Origin of the sequence: Archaeoglobus veneficus SNP6 (assembly GCF_000194625.1) — an archaeon.
GTDB classification, from domain to species: Archaea; Halobacteriota; Archaeoglobi; order Archaeoglobales; family Archaeoglobaceae; genus Archaeoglobus_C; species Archaeoglobus_C veneficus.
Genome location: NC_015320.1, coordinates 1,124,723 through 1,140,865, shown reverse-complemented (window position 1 = coordinate 1,140,865; position 16,143 = coordinate 1,124,723). Strand labels below are relative to the sequence as shown.

Genomic DNA, 16,143 nt, shown 5'->3' with positions numbered 1-16,143 from the left:
AGAGAAGATGATCATCGCCAGCAGCGTTGAAGATGCGAGGAGAAGGCTCATAGGCAAAATTCTTGAAGAAGGAAAGCCATTTCCATCAAGGTATGGCCGCGCAATTCAATGCAGGCCAGCCCTCGTAGTTATTAAAAATCCGGAATACGTCGAGGAGCTCGACTACTCCTGCTGGCAGATATGCCGTGAAAGCTACTTCGACAGGGTCGAAGGTTTACTCGATGTCGCAGCAGAGAGGCTGAGAGCAAAGCCCTACACCCGCAGGATTTCAATACCCATATGGCTACCCAAAGACCATCTCTGCGAAACTCCGCCTGCGATAACGGAAGTAAGCTTCCTCTACTTCAACGACAGGCTCAACGTCACGGCCTTCGTGAGGAGCCTTGATGCACTTAACTACTTTACTCCCGACTCCGACTTTCTGAACTACATGCTCGAAGAAGTATCTGAAAAATCCGGCCTTGAAAAGGGGAGCATTGCCATGCTCATTTCCTGCCCCCACATTTACGAGAGGGATGTTGAAAGGGCTGAAAGTGAGGCGAGAAAAGCAGAGGAGATTTTTGGGGTTACGGATGAGGCAGCACACCTCGTCGAAGATTACATTTCTTCTGCCTGGCATTCTGCCCTCGAGGCGGTTTACCACGGAAAGGAGAAGCAGACTGAGTGGGGAGAGGTTTTTGAGGGACAACAGACGAGCAGGTTCGTGCCCAGGCTCTTTGTTGAGGTGAGAAAGCCAGAAGAAAATCAGATTCACGATAAGGCTCCATTTACAAGAGAGTATGGAGTAGAGTATGCTCACAGCTATGTCATTTACGCGAATTGTATTGACAAACCTGTTAGCGAGCCGATTTTGAAGGAGGGCGAAGTCTACACGTACGCAGAGCGTGCGAGGTATTGCGAGAACGACGAAGTTAAGGTTGACCAGCTCTATATGTGCATGGAAAAGCTTAGGGAGGAGAGATGCAGACGGGATTGCTACGTGGGCATATCGAGGCCATGGGATTTGACGAGCGATGAACCTCCGTGTCTCCGCGGCTATCAGCTTGTGTGTGAAATCCAGAATGACTGCAATCGGCTTGCAGGCATTTTCTACATGCGCTCGAACGACATCTATGGAGCGATGCACGCAAACATGTTTGCTTTCGCTACTCTTACAGAATATGTTGCAGAACTCACAGACTTTTCCGGCTGCACGTACTACCATTTCGCAAACGATGCCCACATATACGGGGAGTTCATAGATGCCGTGAAGGAAATTCTCTACCCGGAAACACCGGCATTTTGGAGTCATTTAACTCTGTAAATAGGAAAAGGTATTTATAAAGACCGCAAAAGGTGGGGCTGGTGATTGCATGAGACACAGACTCCCGGACAAGGAGATTCAGGCCTGTGCAATATTCGGTGTCATGGATCGTAGCGGGAGACGGTTCAGTGGGGAATTGATAATCGAGGCCATGAAAAACATGAAAGTCAGAGGAAATGGCCTCGGTGGAGGATTTGCCGTTTATGGTGTATATCCTGAGTATAAAGACTATTACGCTCTTCACGTGATGTTTCAGGATGGGAGCAGGCAGGCGAAGGCTGAAGTGGACGACTTCCTGTACGACAATTTCGATGTCGTTCACGACGAGGAAATTCCGACGAATCCCGAAGCAGACGTTGTCGATCCACCACTCTTCTGGCGATACTTTGTACAGCCGCAGAAGAAGGGGGAGGAGAAGAAGCTTTCAGATGACGATTATGTGGTCAGAAAGGTTATGTACATAAATACATGCATAGAAGATGCCTTCGTCTTCTCTTCCGGCAAGGATATGGGCGTTTTCAAGGGAGTGGGATTCCCTGAGGACATTGCAGACTTCTTCATGCTCGATGAGCTTTACGAGGGATACATCTGGACGGCCCACAGTCGCTTCCCGACCAACACACCCGGCTGGTGGGGTGGAGCACACCCCTTCTGCATCCTCGACTGGACAGTTGTGCACAACGGTGAGATCTCCTCATACGGAACAAACAGGCGATTCCTCGAAATGTACGGCTACTACTGCACTCTCTACACGGATACCGAGGTTATAGCGTATGCAGTCGATTTGCTGATGCGCAGGCAGAGGCTGCCCATTGAAATAGTTGCGAAGATATTTGCTCCTCCCATGTGGGATCAGATAGACCATATGGATGAAAAGAGAAAGAAGTTCTACACAACCCTCAGAATGGTTTATGCTCCTCTGCTTCTCAACGGGCCGTTTACGGTGATCATAGCCCACCACGGTGAGATGGTCGGACTGACTGACAGAATAAGGTTGAGACCCATCACCGCCGGTGAGAAAGGCGACATTATCTTCATGTCGTCGGAGGAGGCTGCCATAAGGGCAGTCTGTCCCGACCTTGATAGAGTCTGGACTCCACATGGCGGTGAGCCAATAATAGGCAGGCTAAACTCGAAGCGAGAAGGTGAGACTGATGAAGTTTAAGACCCATCTGCTTCCGGAGTTCATCGTTGAAAGGAACGATGAACGATGCACCCGATGTAAAGTCTGTATAAAGCAGTGCCCCTTCGATGTGCATTCATACGACGAGGAAAACGACAGAATTGTTTCCAGAGAAGAACTGTGTGCTGGCTGCCAGCGCTGTGCAGTTTACTGCCCAACAAAGGCGCTGATAATCCGCCCATACACCGGAACGTACAGACCCAACAGCTACTGGACTGACGAATATATAAGGGACATAAAGAAGCAGTCGGAGGCAGGAGGAATCATTCTAACAGGTTGCGGCAGTCATCGCCCCTTGAAGATTTACTGGGATCACCTCCTCCTCAACGCTTCTCAGGTAACGAATCCCTCTATAGACCCGCTCCGTGAGCCTATGGAGCTCAGAACGTTCCTTGGCAGAAAGCCAGATGCGCTCGAGATAGAGATGAATGGAGAGGATGTTGAAATCAAGACGGAGCTTCATCCGAACGTCGTGATCGAGACACCCATTCTCTTCGCCGGAATGTCGTATGGGGCGCTCAGCTATAACGCGTTCAAAGCCCTCGCAATGGCCGCCAAGGAGTTCGGAACGTTGTTCAACACCGGTGAGGGTGGAATGCCAAAGGAAATGAGGGAGGAGTTCAAGGACTGCACCATTGTGCAGTGCGCAAGTGGAAGATTTGGTGTCGATCCTGAATACTTCAACTGTGCAGCAGTCATCGAAATTAAAATAGGTCAGGGAGCGAAGCCGGGTATAGGTGGGCATTTGCCTGGAGAGAAGGTGAAGATCAACATATCAGAAACGAGAATGATTCCTGAAGGAACGGATGCCATTTCTCCTGCTCCTCACCACGACATCTACTCGATTGAAGACCTTTCCATGCTCATATACGCTCTGAAGGAGGCGACGAACTACGAGAAGCCTGTCTGCGTTAAGATTGCAGCGGTTCACAACGTTGCAGCCATAGCGTCTGGAATAGTAAGAGCTGGAGCGGATATAATAGCCATAGATGGTTTCAGAGGTGGAACTGGAGCCACTCCAAAGATAATGAGAGAGCATGTGGGCATCCCTGTCGAGCTGGCTCTTGCAGCCGTTGACCAGAGACTCAGAGAGGAGCGCATAAGGCACAAGTGTTCTATAATCGTTGGTGGAGGTATAAGGTGCGCTGCAGATGTCGCGAAGGCCATTGCACTGGGAGCAGATGCCGTGTACATTGGTACTGCAGCGCTGATAGCTTTGGGCTGTACAATGTGCCAGAGATGCCATACGGGTAAGTGCGCCTGGGGTATATGCACACAGGATCCCGAGCTTTCAAGGCGTTTGAATCCGAAGGTTGGAGCTCAAAGACTCGTAAACCTTTTGAGGGGCTGGAGTCTCGAGCTCAAGGACGTGCTGGGTGGAATGGGTATAAATGCCATCGAAAGTCTGAGAGGTAACAGAGATCACCTGCGCGGTGTTGGGCTTGAAGAATGGGAGCTTGAGGTTCTTGGCGTAAAGGGGGCTGGTGAGTAATGCTGCCAGCGGTGTTTAGAGATGCATTTCTCGAGAACGTCCGCAAGGTTGACGAACTCCTTGAATACGCCCTGATCGAAGGCGACGTTGCTAAAATAGATGCTTCACAGCTCAATCACAAGGAACTGAACGATTTAATGCGTGAGTGTGTGCTTAAAGGGGCGAAGAAGCTGATTCTCAAGAACGTCTGCGGGCAGCGATACATTGGAACGAGGCTATACTTCCCGGACAGGAGAAAACTCGAAATCGAAATTTTTGGTACACCTGGCAACGACCTCGGAGCATTTCTCGATGGTCATCGAATAATTGTCCACGGAAACGCCCAGGATGGGGTCGGCAACACGATGAACGACGGAGAAATTGTAATCGAAGGGAGGGCTGGCGACGTCGTTGCGATGGCTATGAGGGGTGGTAAGATATTCATCAGGGACGACGTGGGCTACAGAACGGCAATCCACATGAAGGAATACAAGGATAAAATTCCAGTCCTCGTGGTCGGCGGGACGTCGCAGGATTTTCTCGGCGAGTACATGGCTGGTGGTAGAGTAATTCTGCTTGGCCTTACGCTCAAAAAGCCGAAACACAAGGCATACTACATCGGCACCGGCATGCACGGTGGGGTCATATACATCAGGGGCGAAGTGGAAGAGCACCAGCTCGGCAAGGAAGTCGGTGTAGTCGATATGGAAGAGGAGGACTGGAAGACTCTTGAGAGATATGTGGGCGAGTTCTCTACTTACTTTGGCTATGACGCAGATGAAATTCTCGCAGAGAAGTTCATGAAGCTCCTGCCGGTGACGAAGAGGCCGTACGGGAGGATATACGCGTATTGATTTTGTTATACTTTTTGCGTTCTATTTTCTTATCAGAGCTTTTTAAACCGTCTGTCTTTTGGGCTGACGTCCATGTTTTTTGAACTTCGAGTTTATAGGTGTCACAAAGACAGAACCACTGCTCCAAACTTTTTAAAATGATCCGCAAGTGAGCTAATTAGTGAAAAAATAGAATCATGAAACGTACTTCTCGTCCTCATCGAAGCCAAAACTCATATCCTGGAGCATCTTCGTTGCGAGACCTACAAGTATTCTATCATCTCTTACGATTTCCTTGATAAGCATGAGGGATGCAGCTTCTCTCAACTCGTAGCTTTTGAGTTCTTCGAGTAACTTAACGAGCCTCGAAGCGAGCCTGTAGATTTCAGCGAGTTTAGCCTCTTCATCTCCTTCAAACTCGTCATCTTCCTCTTCGATTATTTCCGCAATGATTTCTTCAAAGTCCATGACTTCCCACTAAACTGTACCAATTTAAGCTTTTTGCAGGATGACATGGTCGGCTGGCATTGTAATTCCGAGTTCACGAATTAATTAGGCTATCAATCGGCAAAGTATTTAACAGCACAATCTACGCGAAGACAATGAGGGGCATATTCTGGCACGGAATCGCCAGTGAGGAAAAAATTGACTATTTACAGAAGTTTAGCGTTGCTGTCGTGGGAAGCAGAATGCTCATGGAGCTGTTATGGCGTAGCGGGGTCGGCTGCATCCGCTACATCGGAGACTTCGTAACTCCAAACGATGTTCGCATTGATGCAAGCATCAAACCCCTCGAGGCAAATGACTACGATGTGGTGCATCCCATGAGCAGCGACACGTGCATTATTTCCTACCTCTACTCGGGCTACGAGGGGCTCAGGAGGCAGCTGAGGGGGATAGATGTTGTTGTTGCCCACAAGCACATAGAAATCGCTGCAAAAGTTGCCGAAGAGATTGGAGCCCCCTTCATCCCCGACATAATAACAACCTTCTTGCCTGACGGCATTTCCTTCTTCGATGTTGAGTATCCTTCAGTCAGGCGTGACCCTATATCGTATGCGTTAACCTGTTCCATTCAGGCGGGAGAGGTTTTGAGACTTTTTACCGGACATGAAATGCCTGTAATTGCTCCAAAGGCGTACATAGTCGACGTCAGAAGCAAAGATTATCTCAAAGAAGTGGAGCTTCCGGTAAAGAGGCAGTGAAGAGCCATCGCCTTGTTCATACCCCTCCCTAAAAACTTATTAAGCCCGGTTTTTATACAAAAGCTGATGCCGGAGAAGGTCAGAATTAGAACTCCATCAAGGCTTCACGTCACGCTGATCGATTTAAATGGTAGTCTCGGTAGAATCGACGGAGGAGTTGGAATATCCGTTAACGAGCCCTTTGTGGAGGTAATAGGCAGGAGAAGTGACGAAGTTAGTGTCGAAGGTGGTATAAACGCTGACAGGTTTAGAAACATCGCCCTAAAACTCGAAAAGCACTTTGGCTTTAGCGCTACTCTTGAAGTAAAATCAGACTACAGACCCCACATAGGGCTCGGAAGCGGAACTCAGATCAGCCTTGCAGTAGCAACGATATATGCAACTCTTGCGGGCAAAAAGATGAGTGTAAGGGAGCTTGCATCGCTCGTTGGAAGAGGTGGAACTTCAGGCATAGGTGTTGCAGCCTTCGAGTACGGCGGATTCATAGTCGATGGTGGTCACTCAACGAAGGTCAAGCCTTCTTTTCTCCCGTCTTCAGCGAGCAAAGCCCCACCTCCACCAGTTATTGCAAGGCATGACTTTCCTGACTGGAAAATAGTCATCGCAATTCCTGAGCTTACCGGAGCCCACGGAAGGGCCGAGGTTGATCTGTTCAGCAAGAACTGCCCCATACCTCTCGAGGAAGTTAGAGAACTCTCTCACATCATTCTGATGCAAATGCTGCCTGCAGTGGTCGAAGAAGACCTTGACGCCTTCTGTAAGGCTTTAAACAGAATCCAGCAGATAGGCTTCAAGCGCATCGAAGTTGAGCGATACGATGTCATCAAAGACCTCCTGAGCACGATAGACTGCGCGGGTATGAGCTCCACCGGCCCTGCAATTTTTGCTGTGACTGACACCGATGCGAAGAGCATTTCGAAGGAAATCAAGAGCTTTTTCAGTGATGCCGGCTTCGACTGCGAAAGCATAATCACGAGAGCGAGAAACAGAGGAGCGGAGGTTGAACTGCTGTGAAATATAGGGTCTGGTTTGGTGAAGTTGAAGATGGAAAGGTAAAGCTGAGTGATAACTTCGTGGAGAGTTTCATGAACGCCTGCAACGAAGAACTACCCTTCAATGTCTTCGACTTGGGTGTTAAGGTCTTTGGATCACCGGAAAAATACTATTCCAAGCTTAGAAAAACGGCTATAGAAGTTGCAAGGCTCAAAGCGGAGAAAGAACTGAGAAGAGAGGACCGCTATGCGATAATGCTTCTCAAAGCCCTCGACGAAATCGACGAATCGATCAATCTCCTCGAGAACAAGCTTGCTGACGTCGAGGAGGTAAAGGAGAGCGAAGTTACGGAAGAGATGCAGGAGGAGATACGGAGACTGAAAGGGCTGAGAAGGAGAATTGAGGGCGAAATAGAGGCAGTAATGGGAAAAATCGCACCAAATCTTTCTGCAATTCTCGGCGGGGTTATTGCTGCAAGGCTCCTTGAAAAGGTTGGGAGCTTGCAGAGGCTTGCATCGCTTCCCGCAAGTACCATACAGATACTCGGGGCAGAAAAGAGCCTTTACAAGGCGATGGCAAGAATGAGGAAGGGCAAACCTGCGAAAATTCCAAAGCACGGTGTGATTTTCCAGCACCCGTTCATCAGAACGTTGCCGAAGAAGAAAAGAGGTAAGATGGCGAGATTTATGGCTGCAAAGCTCGCGATAGCGGCGAGGATTGACTACTTTACGGGAGAGCTAAAGGAAGAACTCGCTACAGATGTTAGAAAGAAGTATGAGGAGCTGAGAAGGGCATGAAAGGGAAGACGAAAGAAATTCTCCACAACGTTTACCTCATTGAGAGAGAAGATAGGAAAATTCTCGCAACAAAGAGCAAATACGGTACCCACTACGGGGAGAAGAAGTTTGGAGAGTTCAGAGAGTGGATTCCATCGAGGAGCAAGCTTGCTGCCATGCTTCTCAAGGGATACAGTATCGACATAAAACCAGACTGGAAAATACTCTACCTCGGGGCTGCGAGCGGGACAACAGTTAGCCATCTCGCAGATATTGTAGAGGAAGGGGTGATATATGCAGTGGAATACTCCGCAAAGCCATTCACAAAGCTGATAGAGCTCGCAGAAGAGAGAAGAAACATTATCCCGTTGCTGGAGGATGCATCCAAGCCCCAGAGGTACAGCGGCATAGTGGAGAAGGTTGATTTCGTCTATCAGGACATAGCCCAGAAGAATCAGGTGGAGATTTTCCTCGATAACATCGGGATGTTTCTCAAAGAAGGGGGAGAGGGGCTGATAATGGTCAAGGCAAGGAGTATCGATTCTACGGCTGAACCATCGGAGATATTCAGGGCTGTGATAAAGAAGCTGTCAGAGTCGCTGAGGGTCGTTGCCCATGAAGGCCTCGAACCCTACCACAAAGACCACATATTCGTGCACGTGTCGGTATAAGCCATAGAGTTCTGCAAGGAGGTTATGAGCCTCAATCTGTTACTAACGCCGTCAGGCCAAAAGGCGAGCTAAAGTATTAATATTGCACGCAGGTACTTCCAGCTATGTTCCCAGCGAATCCTAACCAGCTCAAGAAGATGATGAAGCAGATGGGCATCAACATGGAAGAGATTGCAGCCGAGGAGGTAATAATCAGAACGAGGAGCGAGGAACTCGTTTTCAAAAATCCGACGGTTACAAAGATCGCCGCCAAAGGTATGGAGACCTTCCAGATCGTTGGCAGCTACGAAGTCATCGAAAGAAAACCGCCCATCAGCGAGGAGGACGTGAAGCTCATAATGGAGCAGGCCGGTGTTAGCGAGGAAGTTGCAAGGAAAGCACTGGAGGAAGCAAATGGTGATCTTGCGGAAGCACTACTCAAGCTTCAGGAGTAGTCTGAAAGATGTTCAGGGGTAAAAGATGGCTATCGAACCGCCAGTAGTCCTGATCAGGGGAAAGGACAGCTTTCTTGTTGAGAGGTTTGAGGGAGAACTTCACACGCATAAAGGCATCATAAGGCTGGAGGAGCTAAGAGATAAGAATTATGGCGATGAAATTGCAACACATCTTGGAGTGAAATACCGCATAATGCCCTTTAAGCCAGCGGATTTCTTCAAGCACTTCAAAAGAGGCGCAACGCCGATAATGCCCAAAGACATCGGAGCAATCATAGCTTACACCGGTCTTAGCCCAGACTCCCTCATACTCGATGCAGGCACGGGCAGCGGAATGCTCGCAGCTTATCTTGCGTACTTCAACAAGTACGGCGAAGTTATTACTGTTGAAAAAAGAAAGGACTTTGCGAAGATTGCAAGGAGAAACTTCAGGCTTGCGAAGCTGAAAAACATCCATCAGATAGTCGGAGACGTGAAGTTCGTTGCAGAGGGTTTTAAGAGGGAGTTCGATTTAATTGTTCTCGACATGAAGGATGATGCTGAGTTCATACCAGCAGCAAAACGCATACTGAAAACGAGCGGCTACATCGCCGTTTACAATCCTTATTTCGAAGCTACAAAGAGGGTTTACGAGGCGATGGTGAGGGAGGGTTTTAAGGAAATTGAGAGCTTTGAAATCCTCAGAACAGACCTCGAGTTTAAGCGCGTGGGTACGAGGCCAGTAACAAGGGTGTGGCACACAGGTTTCATAGTCATAGGGAGAAACGTTTAGAGACGTTTAGAGATTCAACCTGTACCTTCTTTCCCCGAGCACCACGAATTTTCCTTTCTCCATGAGTCTCTTCATTCTGGCATAGTCCAGCAGGATGAGCATTTTCTCCTTCTCTACATCCCGCGGCCTTCTTCTCACACCCTTTATCACATAACACCTGACTCAGAGCTTCTTTTTCTTTTCTTCAGGCAGGTCTTCCCACACAGAGAAAAAGAGATTTATCTTTCTTCATCCAAACTGTGTTGTGTTCCAGATTCAAATTGATGATATTCTAAAGTGGACGGCAGCGGTCTTTGCTGCAGGCTTCATTGGCTACTTTGGAAAGTACCTCAGCAAGCTCATTATAGCGAGACTTCACAGGAGAAGAGCTGAGAAGGAGTTTGCCGAGAGGATTGGCAAGTACGAATACAAACTTGAAAAGGAGAGGTTAAAGCTCGAGAAAAAGAAGTGTGGTATCCCGAAATAATTTCACTCCTCAATCAACCACCTCCCGCTAAACTCAAACACCCTTTCAGCGGGCAACTTTCTCAGAAACGCCTGATAAGGAATCTCCAGTTCATCAAAATTCAGGCTCATGTGAGGCTTCACGTAATTATACCAGTAAACAAACTCATCCAGCGATTCAAAAAGACCAATTTTCTGCTCCATCAAACCAAAGAACCTCTCTATCTTTCCATTGGTTTGAGGGTGGTTTACCCTCGCCAGAATGTGCCTTATTCCATTCTCCTTCAAGAATTCTTTAAACTTGTGCCTAGCCTTCTCTCTGCTTTTTGCAGCAACAAATTGGGTTCCGTGATCAGTAAGAATCTCATCTGGAATGCCATATTCAGCGAATCCCTTTCTCAGAACTCTGATTGTGTTCTCAGTTGTAGCGGAATCAAAAACACCGTAGCAGGTTATGAAGCGAGAAGCATCATCCATAAAGGCTATTATCCACTTCTCTCCAAGCATTTTCCAGTCTCCCTGCCATAAGGACATGGAGTGTTTTCTCTCGTATCTAACCCATTTCCTCCTCTTCTTCTTGTTCATGTTCTCCTCCACCAAACCGTGTTTGAGTAAAACTTTGTATATGGTGTTGTGCGGAATGTGAATTCCATAATCTCTTTCTATCAGCTTTTCCAGTGGAACTGGGCTGAGTCTGTATTTGTTGTAGGTTTGCAGGATTATTTGTTCTATCTCTTTGTCTATCTGTTTGGGTTTTCTTCCCGATTGTCTCAGTTCTGGAATTTCTCCTGTTTCCTCGTATTGTTTTTTAATCTGGTAGATTCTTCTTGGTGTTACTCTCATCACAGCAGCTATTTCCTTCACTGGAGTTCCTCTGTCAAGTTGTCTGATTATCCACCTGATCTTTTTGTTCGTTAGTTTTCTCACAAGAGTTGGGTTTAGGGTTGTGAAATAATTTTGGGATACTACACTCGAGAAAAAGAAGCTTAAACTTGAAAAGAAGAGATTGAAGAGGAAAGATTAGTTAACCGAATTTGGAGATATAACCTTCCATGTATATGTCGCGATGTACATGAACGGCGTATCCAGCAGGGCTATTGCCACTTTTATGACGTACTGGCCGAATATCATCCCGAGGAGGGCTTCAGTGGGCACGACACCGTAGAATGCAATTGTTATGAACAGTACGGTGTCTATTAGCTGTGACACTATTGTTGAGGCGTTGTTTCTCAGCCAGAGATATTTTCCTCCTGTTTTAGTTTTCCAGAAATGGAATGCATAAACATCATGGGTCTGTGAAACCAAATAGGCAATCATAGATGCAATGACAATGCGGGGGGCGAAGCTGAAGACATCTTCGAACGCCTTTTCAAGTTCTGGCGGCATAGCGAAGCTTGGGGCTGGCTGCCAGTTCACAGCTATGAGAATTGAAACGAGTGCGACTATATTCGCAAAGAAGCCAGCGATTACGGCCTTCTTGCCGTACTCTTTCCCGTAGATCTCACCTAGGATATCGGTTATGAGGAACGTCGAGGAATAAACGAGGACGCCCGCTGGGCCTATGAGAGATGCAACAGCTATCCTCTTCACTGCCAAGATGTTGGCAATTACAGTTAGAGAAGCGAAGATACCCACGGCTATCTCAACGCCATAGCGCTCCGCGAGCACGATTGTTAGCGTCACTATCCCGAGCGTTGCCACAGCCCACACGACGAAGTCGAGCACGACTGCAAGCTCTCCGCTGGCAATTTAAATCTTTTTGAGGCTATGCTGGTGAAGTTTTTAAGGAAACCATAAAAATCGACAACGTGAAAAACCGATTTATCGATTTTTCAACATGCGCGTGGCTATTATAGGCTGTGGAAATCTTGGCTGTGCTCTTGCGAAAGCTCTTGCAAAGAGATTTGACGTCATTGTAACGAGGAGAAACACCGAAAAAATCAGGTTTCTGGAAGAGATAAGATGCGAGATTACGAGCGACAACATCGAAGCAGTCGTGGGCTCCGACATCGTAATGCTGACCGTAAAGAAGAAGGATGTTGTTGGTGTTTTGAGTCAGATAGGCAAGCACTTGAGCGGAAAAGTTCTAATTAGCTTCGTTGCCGGCCTTGGTTTTGACGAACTCAAGAGGCTCGCTCCGAATGCAAAGATTGTAAAAGCCATGACCACACTGTCTGCAGAATTCGGAAAGGGGATAACAACGTATTATACCGACGTGGAATCCGAGACGCAGGACATTGTGAGGGATATTGAAAAGGTGCTATCGTGCTTTGGAGACGTCGTAAGGGTGGGAAGCGAGTACGAGGTGGATGTAACAACGGCATTTTCGAGTTCAACCGCTTTTCTCGCCAGAATATTCCAGGCGTTCGTTTACGCAGGATTGAGGCTCGGCTTAAGCGCTGAACTTTCAAGGAGGATAGCCATAGGTGTTTTCGATGGAACTTCTGAAATGCTGAAGTTTGAGAAGCCTGAAGAGCTGATACTCAGGGTTACCACCCCTGCCGGAACGACTATCGAAGGTCTGCACAGGCTTATGGAGCACAGGGCAGAATACGCTGTAATGGAAGCCATCTGCGCCTCGGCTGAAAAGTCACTCCGTAAATAGAGGCTGTAGAGTTGTATAAGGAGGCAGAAAAAATCACAGATTGAGAAGTTCCTCTTCACTTTTTCCAGAAACGTCCATTACAGTCATTCCGGTTTTGAGAGAACTTGCCTCCTCGCTGGTAAGTACCTCCCTTACGGCATTCTCCGACAGGATGAGGCTGTTGCCGAAGGGATCTTCAAGTATCAGCGTCAGCTCGTCTTTACCCTCAACAGTATTCCTAATCCTCTCGAGGATTTCGTCGCATCTCGCGACTTTCTCTTCATCATCGACGTTCCACGAGCGGGCCATCCTGACAATGTCCTCAACGCGTGCAAGAACACCCTCGAGATTTGTTATGAATGCCTGTGAGGCGGGCCCAGGTTCAATGTCCACACCTAACTCGGGAATCCTTATCGTTCCTGATGTTGACCTTATAACCTTGGTATAGAGGTTCTCCCTGTTTATCTTGATTGTGAATCTCACGGGCTCCTTTACGTTAACCACGATGGAATCCGCATGCTTGAAACCACACTCACAGCTTATGGACGTGAGCAGAACAGTCCCGAAGTATGGAACGTCGTAAGTGACCGTTACGATGTCTATGTCTTTTCCGCAGGAGGGGCAGGGAATCATGCTATATTACGCCCTCTTTGTCCCCCTTATCTTGTTTCTGTCAACCTTTATTCCCGTCGGAGTTACTATCACGTAGTCTTCGCCAAGTCCAACTATATCGCCGTTTATATCATCTGCAAGCTGCTTGAGGTCTTTCAGAATTCTGTCGAGGGTAAGCTTGTCGTGCTTGAGGAAGGCTATATCGGCAATTACGATGTTGCCCTCGTAAACCTGCCTTCTAATTTCGGCAACCTCGTTAAGGCCCGTTATCTCCGCCACCTTGACGTAAGTTTCAGCTTCTCCCGCTATTTCCGTCTCATACTCGCTAAGGTCGAGCTCTTCGTAATCTGGTGGCGTGATTCTTTCTGACTTACCGAGCAACTTCTCCATGAGTCCCATGAGCACTCACCTTCTATTCTTACGACGATTCTGGTATTTAAATTATCCGGCCTCGCTCGTCGGCGCTTATTCTGTTGACGGGAAAACAATAAAACGTCGGGAAAACGAAGGCCTAACGATGAAGTCGATGTCATCAGCCGACATAGCAGCATGCGTTTCAGAACTACAGCAGCTCGTAGGCGGAAAGGTCGAGAAAATCTACCACCACCCTCCAGACGAGATACGCGTCAAGATTTATGCTGGAGGCAGAAAAGACCTCATTCTCGAGGCAGGCAGGAGAATCCACCTGACAAAGTTTCCGAGGGAAAGTCCCAGAATCCCGTCGAGCTTCGCGATGCTGCTCAGGAAGCACCTCGAAGGCGGAAGGGTGAGGAAAATCGAACAGCACGATTTCGACAGGGTTGTTGTTATAGAGGTGGAGAGAGAAAAGCGAAACTTCATAATTGTGGAGCTGTTCTCAAAGGGCAATGTAATTCTCGCAGATGAAAGTTTCAGAATAATCATGCCTCTAAAGCCTTTTTTCAAACCTGGTGAGGTTTACAGATTTCCTGAACCAAGGACAACCCCATTCGAACTCAACTCTGAAAAATTAGCGGAAATTTTCCGCGATGAGGATAAAGAGGTTGTCAGAATCCTCGCAAGGAGTGGTCTTGGAGGGCTCTACGCTGAAGAAGTATGTTTGCGAGCAGGGATTAACAAGAACAAGGTGGCAAAGGAGCTTAATGAGGAGGAAATAGAGAAAATTGCCGAGGCAATCGACTCGATTTTCGGAGCAATCAGGCGGGGAGCGTTTACGCCACACATCGTGTCAAAAGACGGAGAATACATCGATGTTCTCCCCATCGAGCTCCAGATATATGATGGACTGGAAAGGAAGTACTTCCCCACGTTCAACGAGGCTCTCGACGAGTACTACGCGAGGAGAATAAGTGAGGTAAAGCAGGAGGAAAGCGAGGAACTCAAAAAGCTGAAAGCAAGGCTTGAAAAGCAGCTTGAGACAAAGAAAGAATTCGAGAATGAGATGGAAAGGTACAGAGCGGCAGGAGATGCTGTCTACGAGAACTACCAGCTACTCGAACAGATTCTCGAGGCTTTCAGGCAGGCGAGGCAGCAGAAATCGTGGGACGAAATCAAAAAGATCGTTCGGGCACATCCAAAGCTTTCAAAGCTTGTTGTAGAGATTCACCCGGAAAAAAACAGCGTAGTTGTGAATATAGGGCCTAAAATCGAGCTTGCACTGGACAAAAACCTGCCCCAGATAGCCGACGTGTACTATGAGAGGGCGAAGAAGGTCAGACAGAAGCTTGAAGGTTTGCTGAAGGCCATAGAGAAGACGAAGGAGGAAATGCAGAGGGTGGAAGAGCTCGAGGCTAAGAAGTACGTGAAAGGACTGAGGGTTGCAAGAAAAAGAGAGTGGTTCGAGAGATTTAGATGGTTCATAACGTCCGATGGGTTCCTTGTCATAGGTGGCAGAAACGCTGCCATGAATGAAGAGATCGTCTCAAAGTACATGGAGCCAAAAGACCTCTTCTTCCACACTCAGACCCCAGGAGCTCCGGCTACAGTCCTCAAGCTCGGGCAAGAAGCTCCGGAGACGAGCATAATCGAGGCTGCACAGTTCGCTGCAACTTACTCTGCACTGTGGAAGGAAGGAAAGTATAGCGGAGAAGTCTACTACGTAAAGCCTGAGCAGGTGAAGAGGGCCGCAAAACATGGCGAATATCTTGCGAGGGGCAGTTTCTACATCGAGGGCAAGAGGAACTATCTCACCGTTGCAGTTTCGTGTGCTGTCGGTGTGGAAGTTGAAAAGCTACGTGTTCTCGGAGGGCCAACAAACGCGGTCAAAAAGTACTGCGACTACTACGTCGAACTCGACATTGGTAACATGAGCGCTAACGAGATTTCCGTTGAAATTGCCAGAAAACTCGTAGAAATGGCAAAGGAAGAAGAGAGACACATAGTTAGAAGCATAGCAACTCCCGACGAGATTATGAAGTTTCTCCCTCCCGGAAAGTCGAGGATAAAAAAGTGAACTCTCTGTTCTATCTCTCACTTTTTCACCATTGTTTTTACTGCAACAACTTACATATGATTATTTTAATGTTATTTTACCAATTTATTTACTTTATTAATTCTAAAAAATTTAAAAATTAGTTTATTTTTGCTTAAATATCATTAATTCAATGCTAATAATCTTTTGAAATTTATTCTTTCTAATTGCTCAATTGAGTTAGAATAAATTAAAATTATTAAAATATCTTCAGTTAATTGTGTGGAAGCAGTATTACATAAAATATGTAACAGAAATTGGCCCTATGGTGTGCATTTTCACAACCCTACACACTTTTTGCAGTTAACCCCCCTTGAACATGCATGAATCCCCATATTCATACAATTGTTGTAACGATTGAATTCCTCAAACCTCGATTTTTCGGTTTACCGAAAAATTGATTGTTACAGGAT

19 protein-coding genes are annotated in these 16,143 nt (G+C 47.4%); 13 read left to right on the top strand and 6 right to left on the bottom strand.

Annotation, left to right across the window (positions count from 1 at the left end; genetic code table 11):
- The first annotated feature begins 7 nt into the window (after nt 1–7).
- From ARCVE_RS06465 to ARCVE_RS06450, 4 genes are read left to right on the top strand one after another with little or no spacing between them, the layout of a single operon-like run.
- Complete coding sequence (locus ARCVE_RS06465; RefSeq protein ID WP_013683965.1) at nt 8–1,303, top strand: thymidylate synthase; 1,296 nt, start codon at nt 8–10, stop codon at nt 1,301–1,303.
- 49 nt (nt 1,304–1,352) lie between these two features.
- Entirely contained in the window at nt 1,353–2,468 is a 1,116-nt protein-coding gene (locus tag ARCVE_RS06460) for a class II glutamine amidotransferase (RefSeq protein WP_013683964.1), read from the top strand.
- Entirely contained in the window at nt 2,458–3,978 is a 1,521-nt protein-coding gene (locus ARCVE_RS06455) for a glutamate synthase-related protein (protein ID WP_013683963.1), read from the top strand. Before ARCVE_RS06460 ends, ARCVE_RS06455 begins: the two co-directional genes overlap by 11 nt.
- Entirely contained in the window at nt 3,978–4,811 is an 834-nt protein-coding gene (locus ARCVE_RS06450; RefSeq protein WP_013683962.1) for a GltB/FmdC/FwdC-like GXGXG domain-containing protein, read from the top strand. The genes ARCVE_RS06455 and ARCVE_RS06450 overlap by 1 nt, the downstream gene beginning before the upstream one ends.
- A gap of 174 nt (nt 4,812–4,985) precedes the next feature.
- Here ARCVE_RS06450 and ARCVE_RS06445 read toward each other — a convergent pair whose 3' ends face one another.
- Complete coding sequence (locus ARCVE_RS06445) at nt 4,986–5,258, bottom strand: hypothetical protein (protein WP_013683961.1); 273 nt, start codon at nt 5,256–5,258, stop codon at nt 4,986–4,988.
- A gap of 134 nt (nt 5,259–5,392) precedes the next feature.
- Here ARCVE_RS06445 and ARCVE_RS06440 point away from each other — a divergent pair, with 134 nt between their 5' ends.
- The 6 genes from ARCVE_RS06440 (at nt 5,393) to ARCVE_RS06415 (ending at nt 9,641) form a co-directional block, all read left to right on the top strand.
- A complete protein-coding gene (locus ARCVE_RS06440) occupies nt 5,393–5,995 on the top strand; it encodes a hypothetical protein (RefSeq protein WP_013683960.1) in 603 nt (200 codons plus the stop codon).
- Nucleotides 5,996–6,061: 66 nt separating this feature from the next.
- A complete protein-coding gene (locus ARCVE_RS06435; RefSeq protein WP_013683959.1) occupies nt 6,062–7,009 on the top strand; it encodes a beta-ribofuranosylaminobenzene 5'-phosphate synthase in 948 nt (315 codons plus the stop codon).
- Nucleotides 7,006–7,785, top strand: a complete 780-nt coding sequence (locus tag ARCVE_RS06430; protein ID WP_013683958.1) for a Pre-mRNA processing ribonucleoprotein-binding domain-containing protein — start codon at nt 7,006–7,008, stop codon at nt 7,783–7,785. Before ARCVE_RS06435 ends, ARCVE_RS06430 begins: the two co-directional genes overlap by 4 nt.
- Nucleotides 7,782–8,435: a fibrillarin-like rRNA/tRNA 2'-O-methyltransferase gene (locus ARCVE_RS06425; RefSeq protein WP_013683957.1), complete on the top strand. Its 654-nt coding sequence runs from the start codon at nt 7,782–7,784 to the stop codon at nt 8,433–8,435. Before ARCVE_RS06430 ends, ARCVE_RS06425 begins: the two co-directional genes overlap by 4 nt.
- Nucleotides 8,436–8,539: 104 nt before the next feature.
- Nucleotides 8,540–8,869: a nascent polypeptide-associated complex protein gene (locus tag ARCVE_RS06420; protein WP_013683956.1), complete on the top strand. Its 330-nt coding sequence runs from the start codon at nt 8,540–8,542 to the stop codon at nt 8,867–8,869.
- Nucleotides 8,870–8,894: 25 nt separating this feature from the next.
- On the top strand, nt 8,895–9,641 hold the full coding sequence (locus ARCVE_RS06415) for a tRNA (adenine-N1)-methyltransferase (protein ID WP_013683955.1): 747 nt from the start codon (nt 8,895–8,897) through the stop codon (nt 9,639–9,641).
- 6 nt (nt 9,642–9,647) lie between these two features.
- Here the strand turns inward: ARCVE_RS06415 and ARCVE_RS11330 are convergent, their stop codons facing one another.
- Nucleotides 9,648–9,791: a hypothetical protein gene (locus tag ARCVE_RS11330; RefSeq protein ID WP_013683954.1), complete on the bottom strand. Its 144-nt coding sequence runs from the start codon at nt 9,789–9,791 to the stop codon at nt 9,648–9,650.
- Nucleotides 9,792–9,885: 94 nt separating this feature from the next.
- On the opposite strand from ARCVE_RS11330, the gene ARCVE_RS06410 reads away from it, so the two are divergent.
- Complete coding sequence (locus ARCVE_RS06410; protein ID WP_013683953.1) at nt 9,886–10,107, top strand: hypothetical protein; 222 nt, start codon at nt 9,886–9,888, stop codon at nt 10,105–10,107.
- A gap of 2 nt (nt 10,108–10,109) precedes the next feature.
- On the opposite strand, the gene ARCVE_RS06405 is transcribed toward ARCVE_RS06410, so the two are convergent.
- Entirely contained in the window at nt 10,110–11,012 is a 903-nt protein-coding gene (locus tag ARCVE_RS06405) for an IS481 family transposase (RefSeq protein WP_013683952.1), read from the bottom strand.
- Between the two features lie 93 nt (nt 11,013–11,105).
- On the bottom strand, nt 11,106–11,810 hold the full coding sequence (locus tag ARCVE_RS06400) for a queuosine precursor transporter (RefSeq protein WP_013683951.1): 705 nt from the start codon (nt 11,808–11,810) through the stop codon (nt 11,106–11,108).
- A 112-nt stretch (nt 11,811–11,922) separates the two neighbouring features.
- Here ARCVE_RS06400 and ARCVE_RS06395 point away from each other — a divergent pair, with 112 nt between their 5' ends.
- Nucleotides 11,923–12,690, top strand: a complete 768-nt coding sequence (locus ARCVE_RS06395) for a pyrroline-5-carboxylate reductase family protein (RefSeq protein WP_013683950.1) — start codon at nt 11,923–11,925, stop codon at nt 12,688–12,690.
- Between the two features lie 33 nt (nt 12,691–12,723).
- On the opposite strand, the gene ARCVE_RS06390 is transcribed toward ARCVE_RS06395, so the two are convergent.
- Both ARCVE_RS06390 and ARCVE_RS06385 read right to left on the bottom strand, forming a co-directional pair.
- A complete protein-coding gene (locus ARCVE_RS06390) occupies nt 12,724–13,302 on the bottom strand; it encodes a ZPR1 zinc finger domain-containing protein (RefSeq protein WP_013683949.1) in 579 nt (192 codons plus the stop codon).
- Nucleotides 13,303–13,308: 6 nt separating this feature from the next.
- Nucleotides 13,309–13,680 carry a cell division protein SepF gene (locus ARCVE_RS06385; RefSeq protein WP_013683948.1) on the bottom strand — a complete coding sequence of 124 codons (372 nt, stop codon included), beginning with the start codon at nt 13,678–13,680 and terminating at the stop codon, nt 13,309–13,311.
- Between the two features lie 118 nt (nt 13,681–13,798).
- Here ARCVE_RS06385 and rqcH point away from each other — a divergent pair, with 118 nt between their 5' ends.
- Nucleotides 13,799–15,712, top strand: a complete 1,914-nt coding sequence (gene rqcH / locus ARCVE_RS06380) for a ribosome rescue protein RqcH (protein WP_013683947.1) — start codon at nt 13,799–13,801, stop codon at nt 15,710–15,712.
- Nucleotides 15,713–16,143 lie beyond the last annotated feature (431 nt).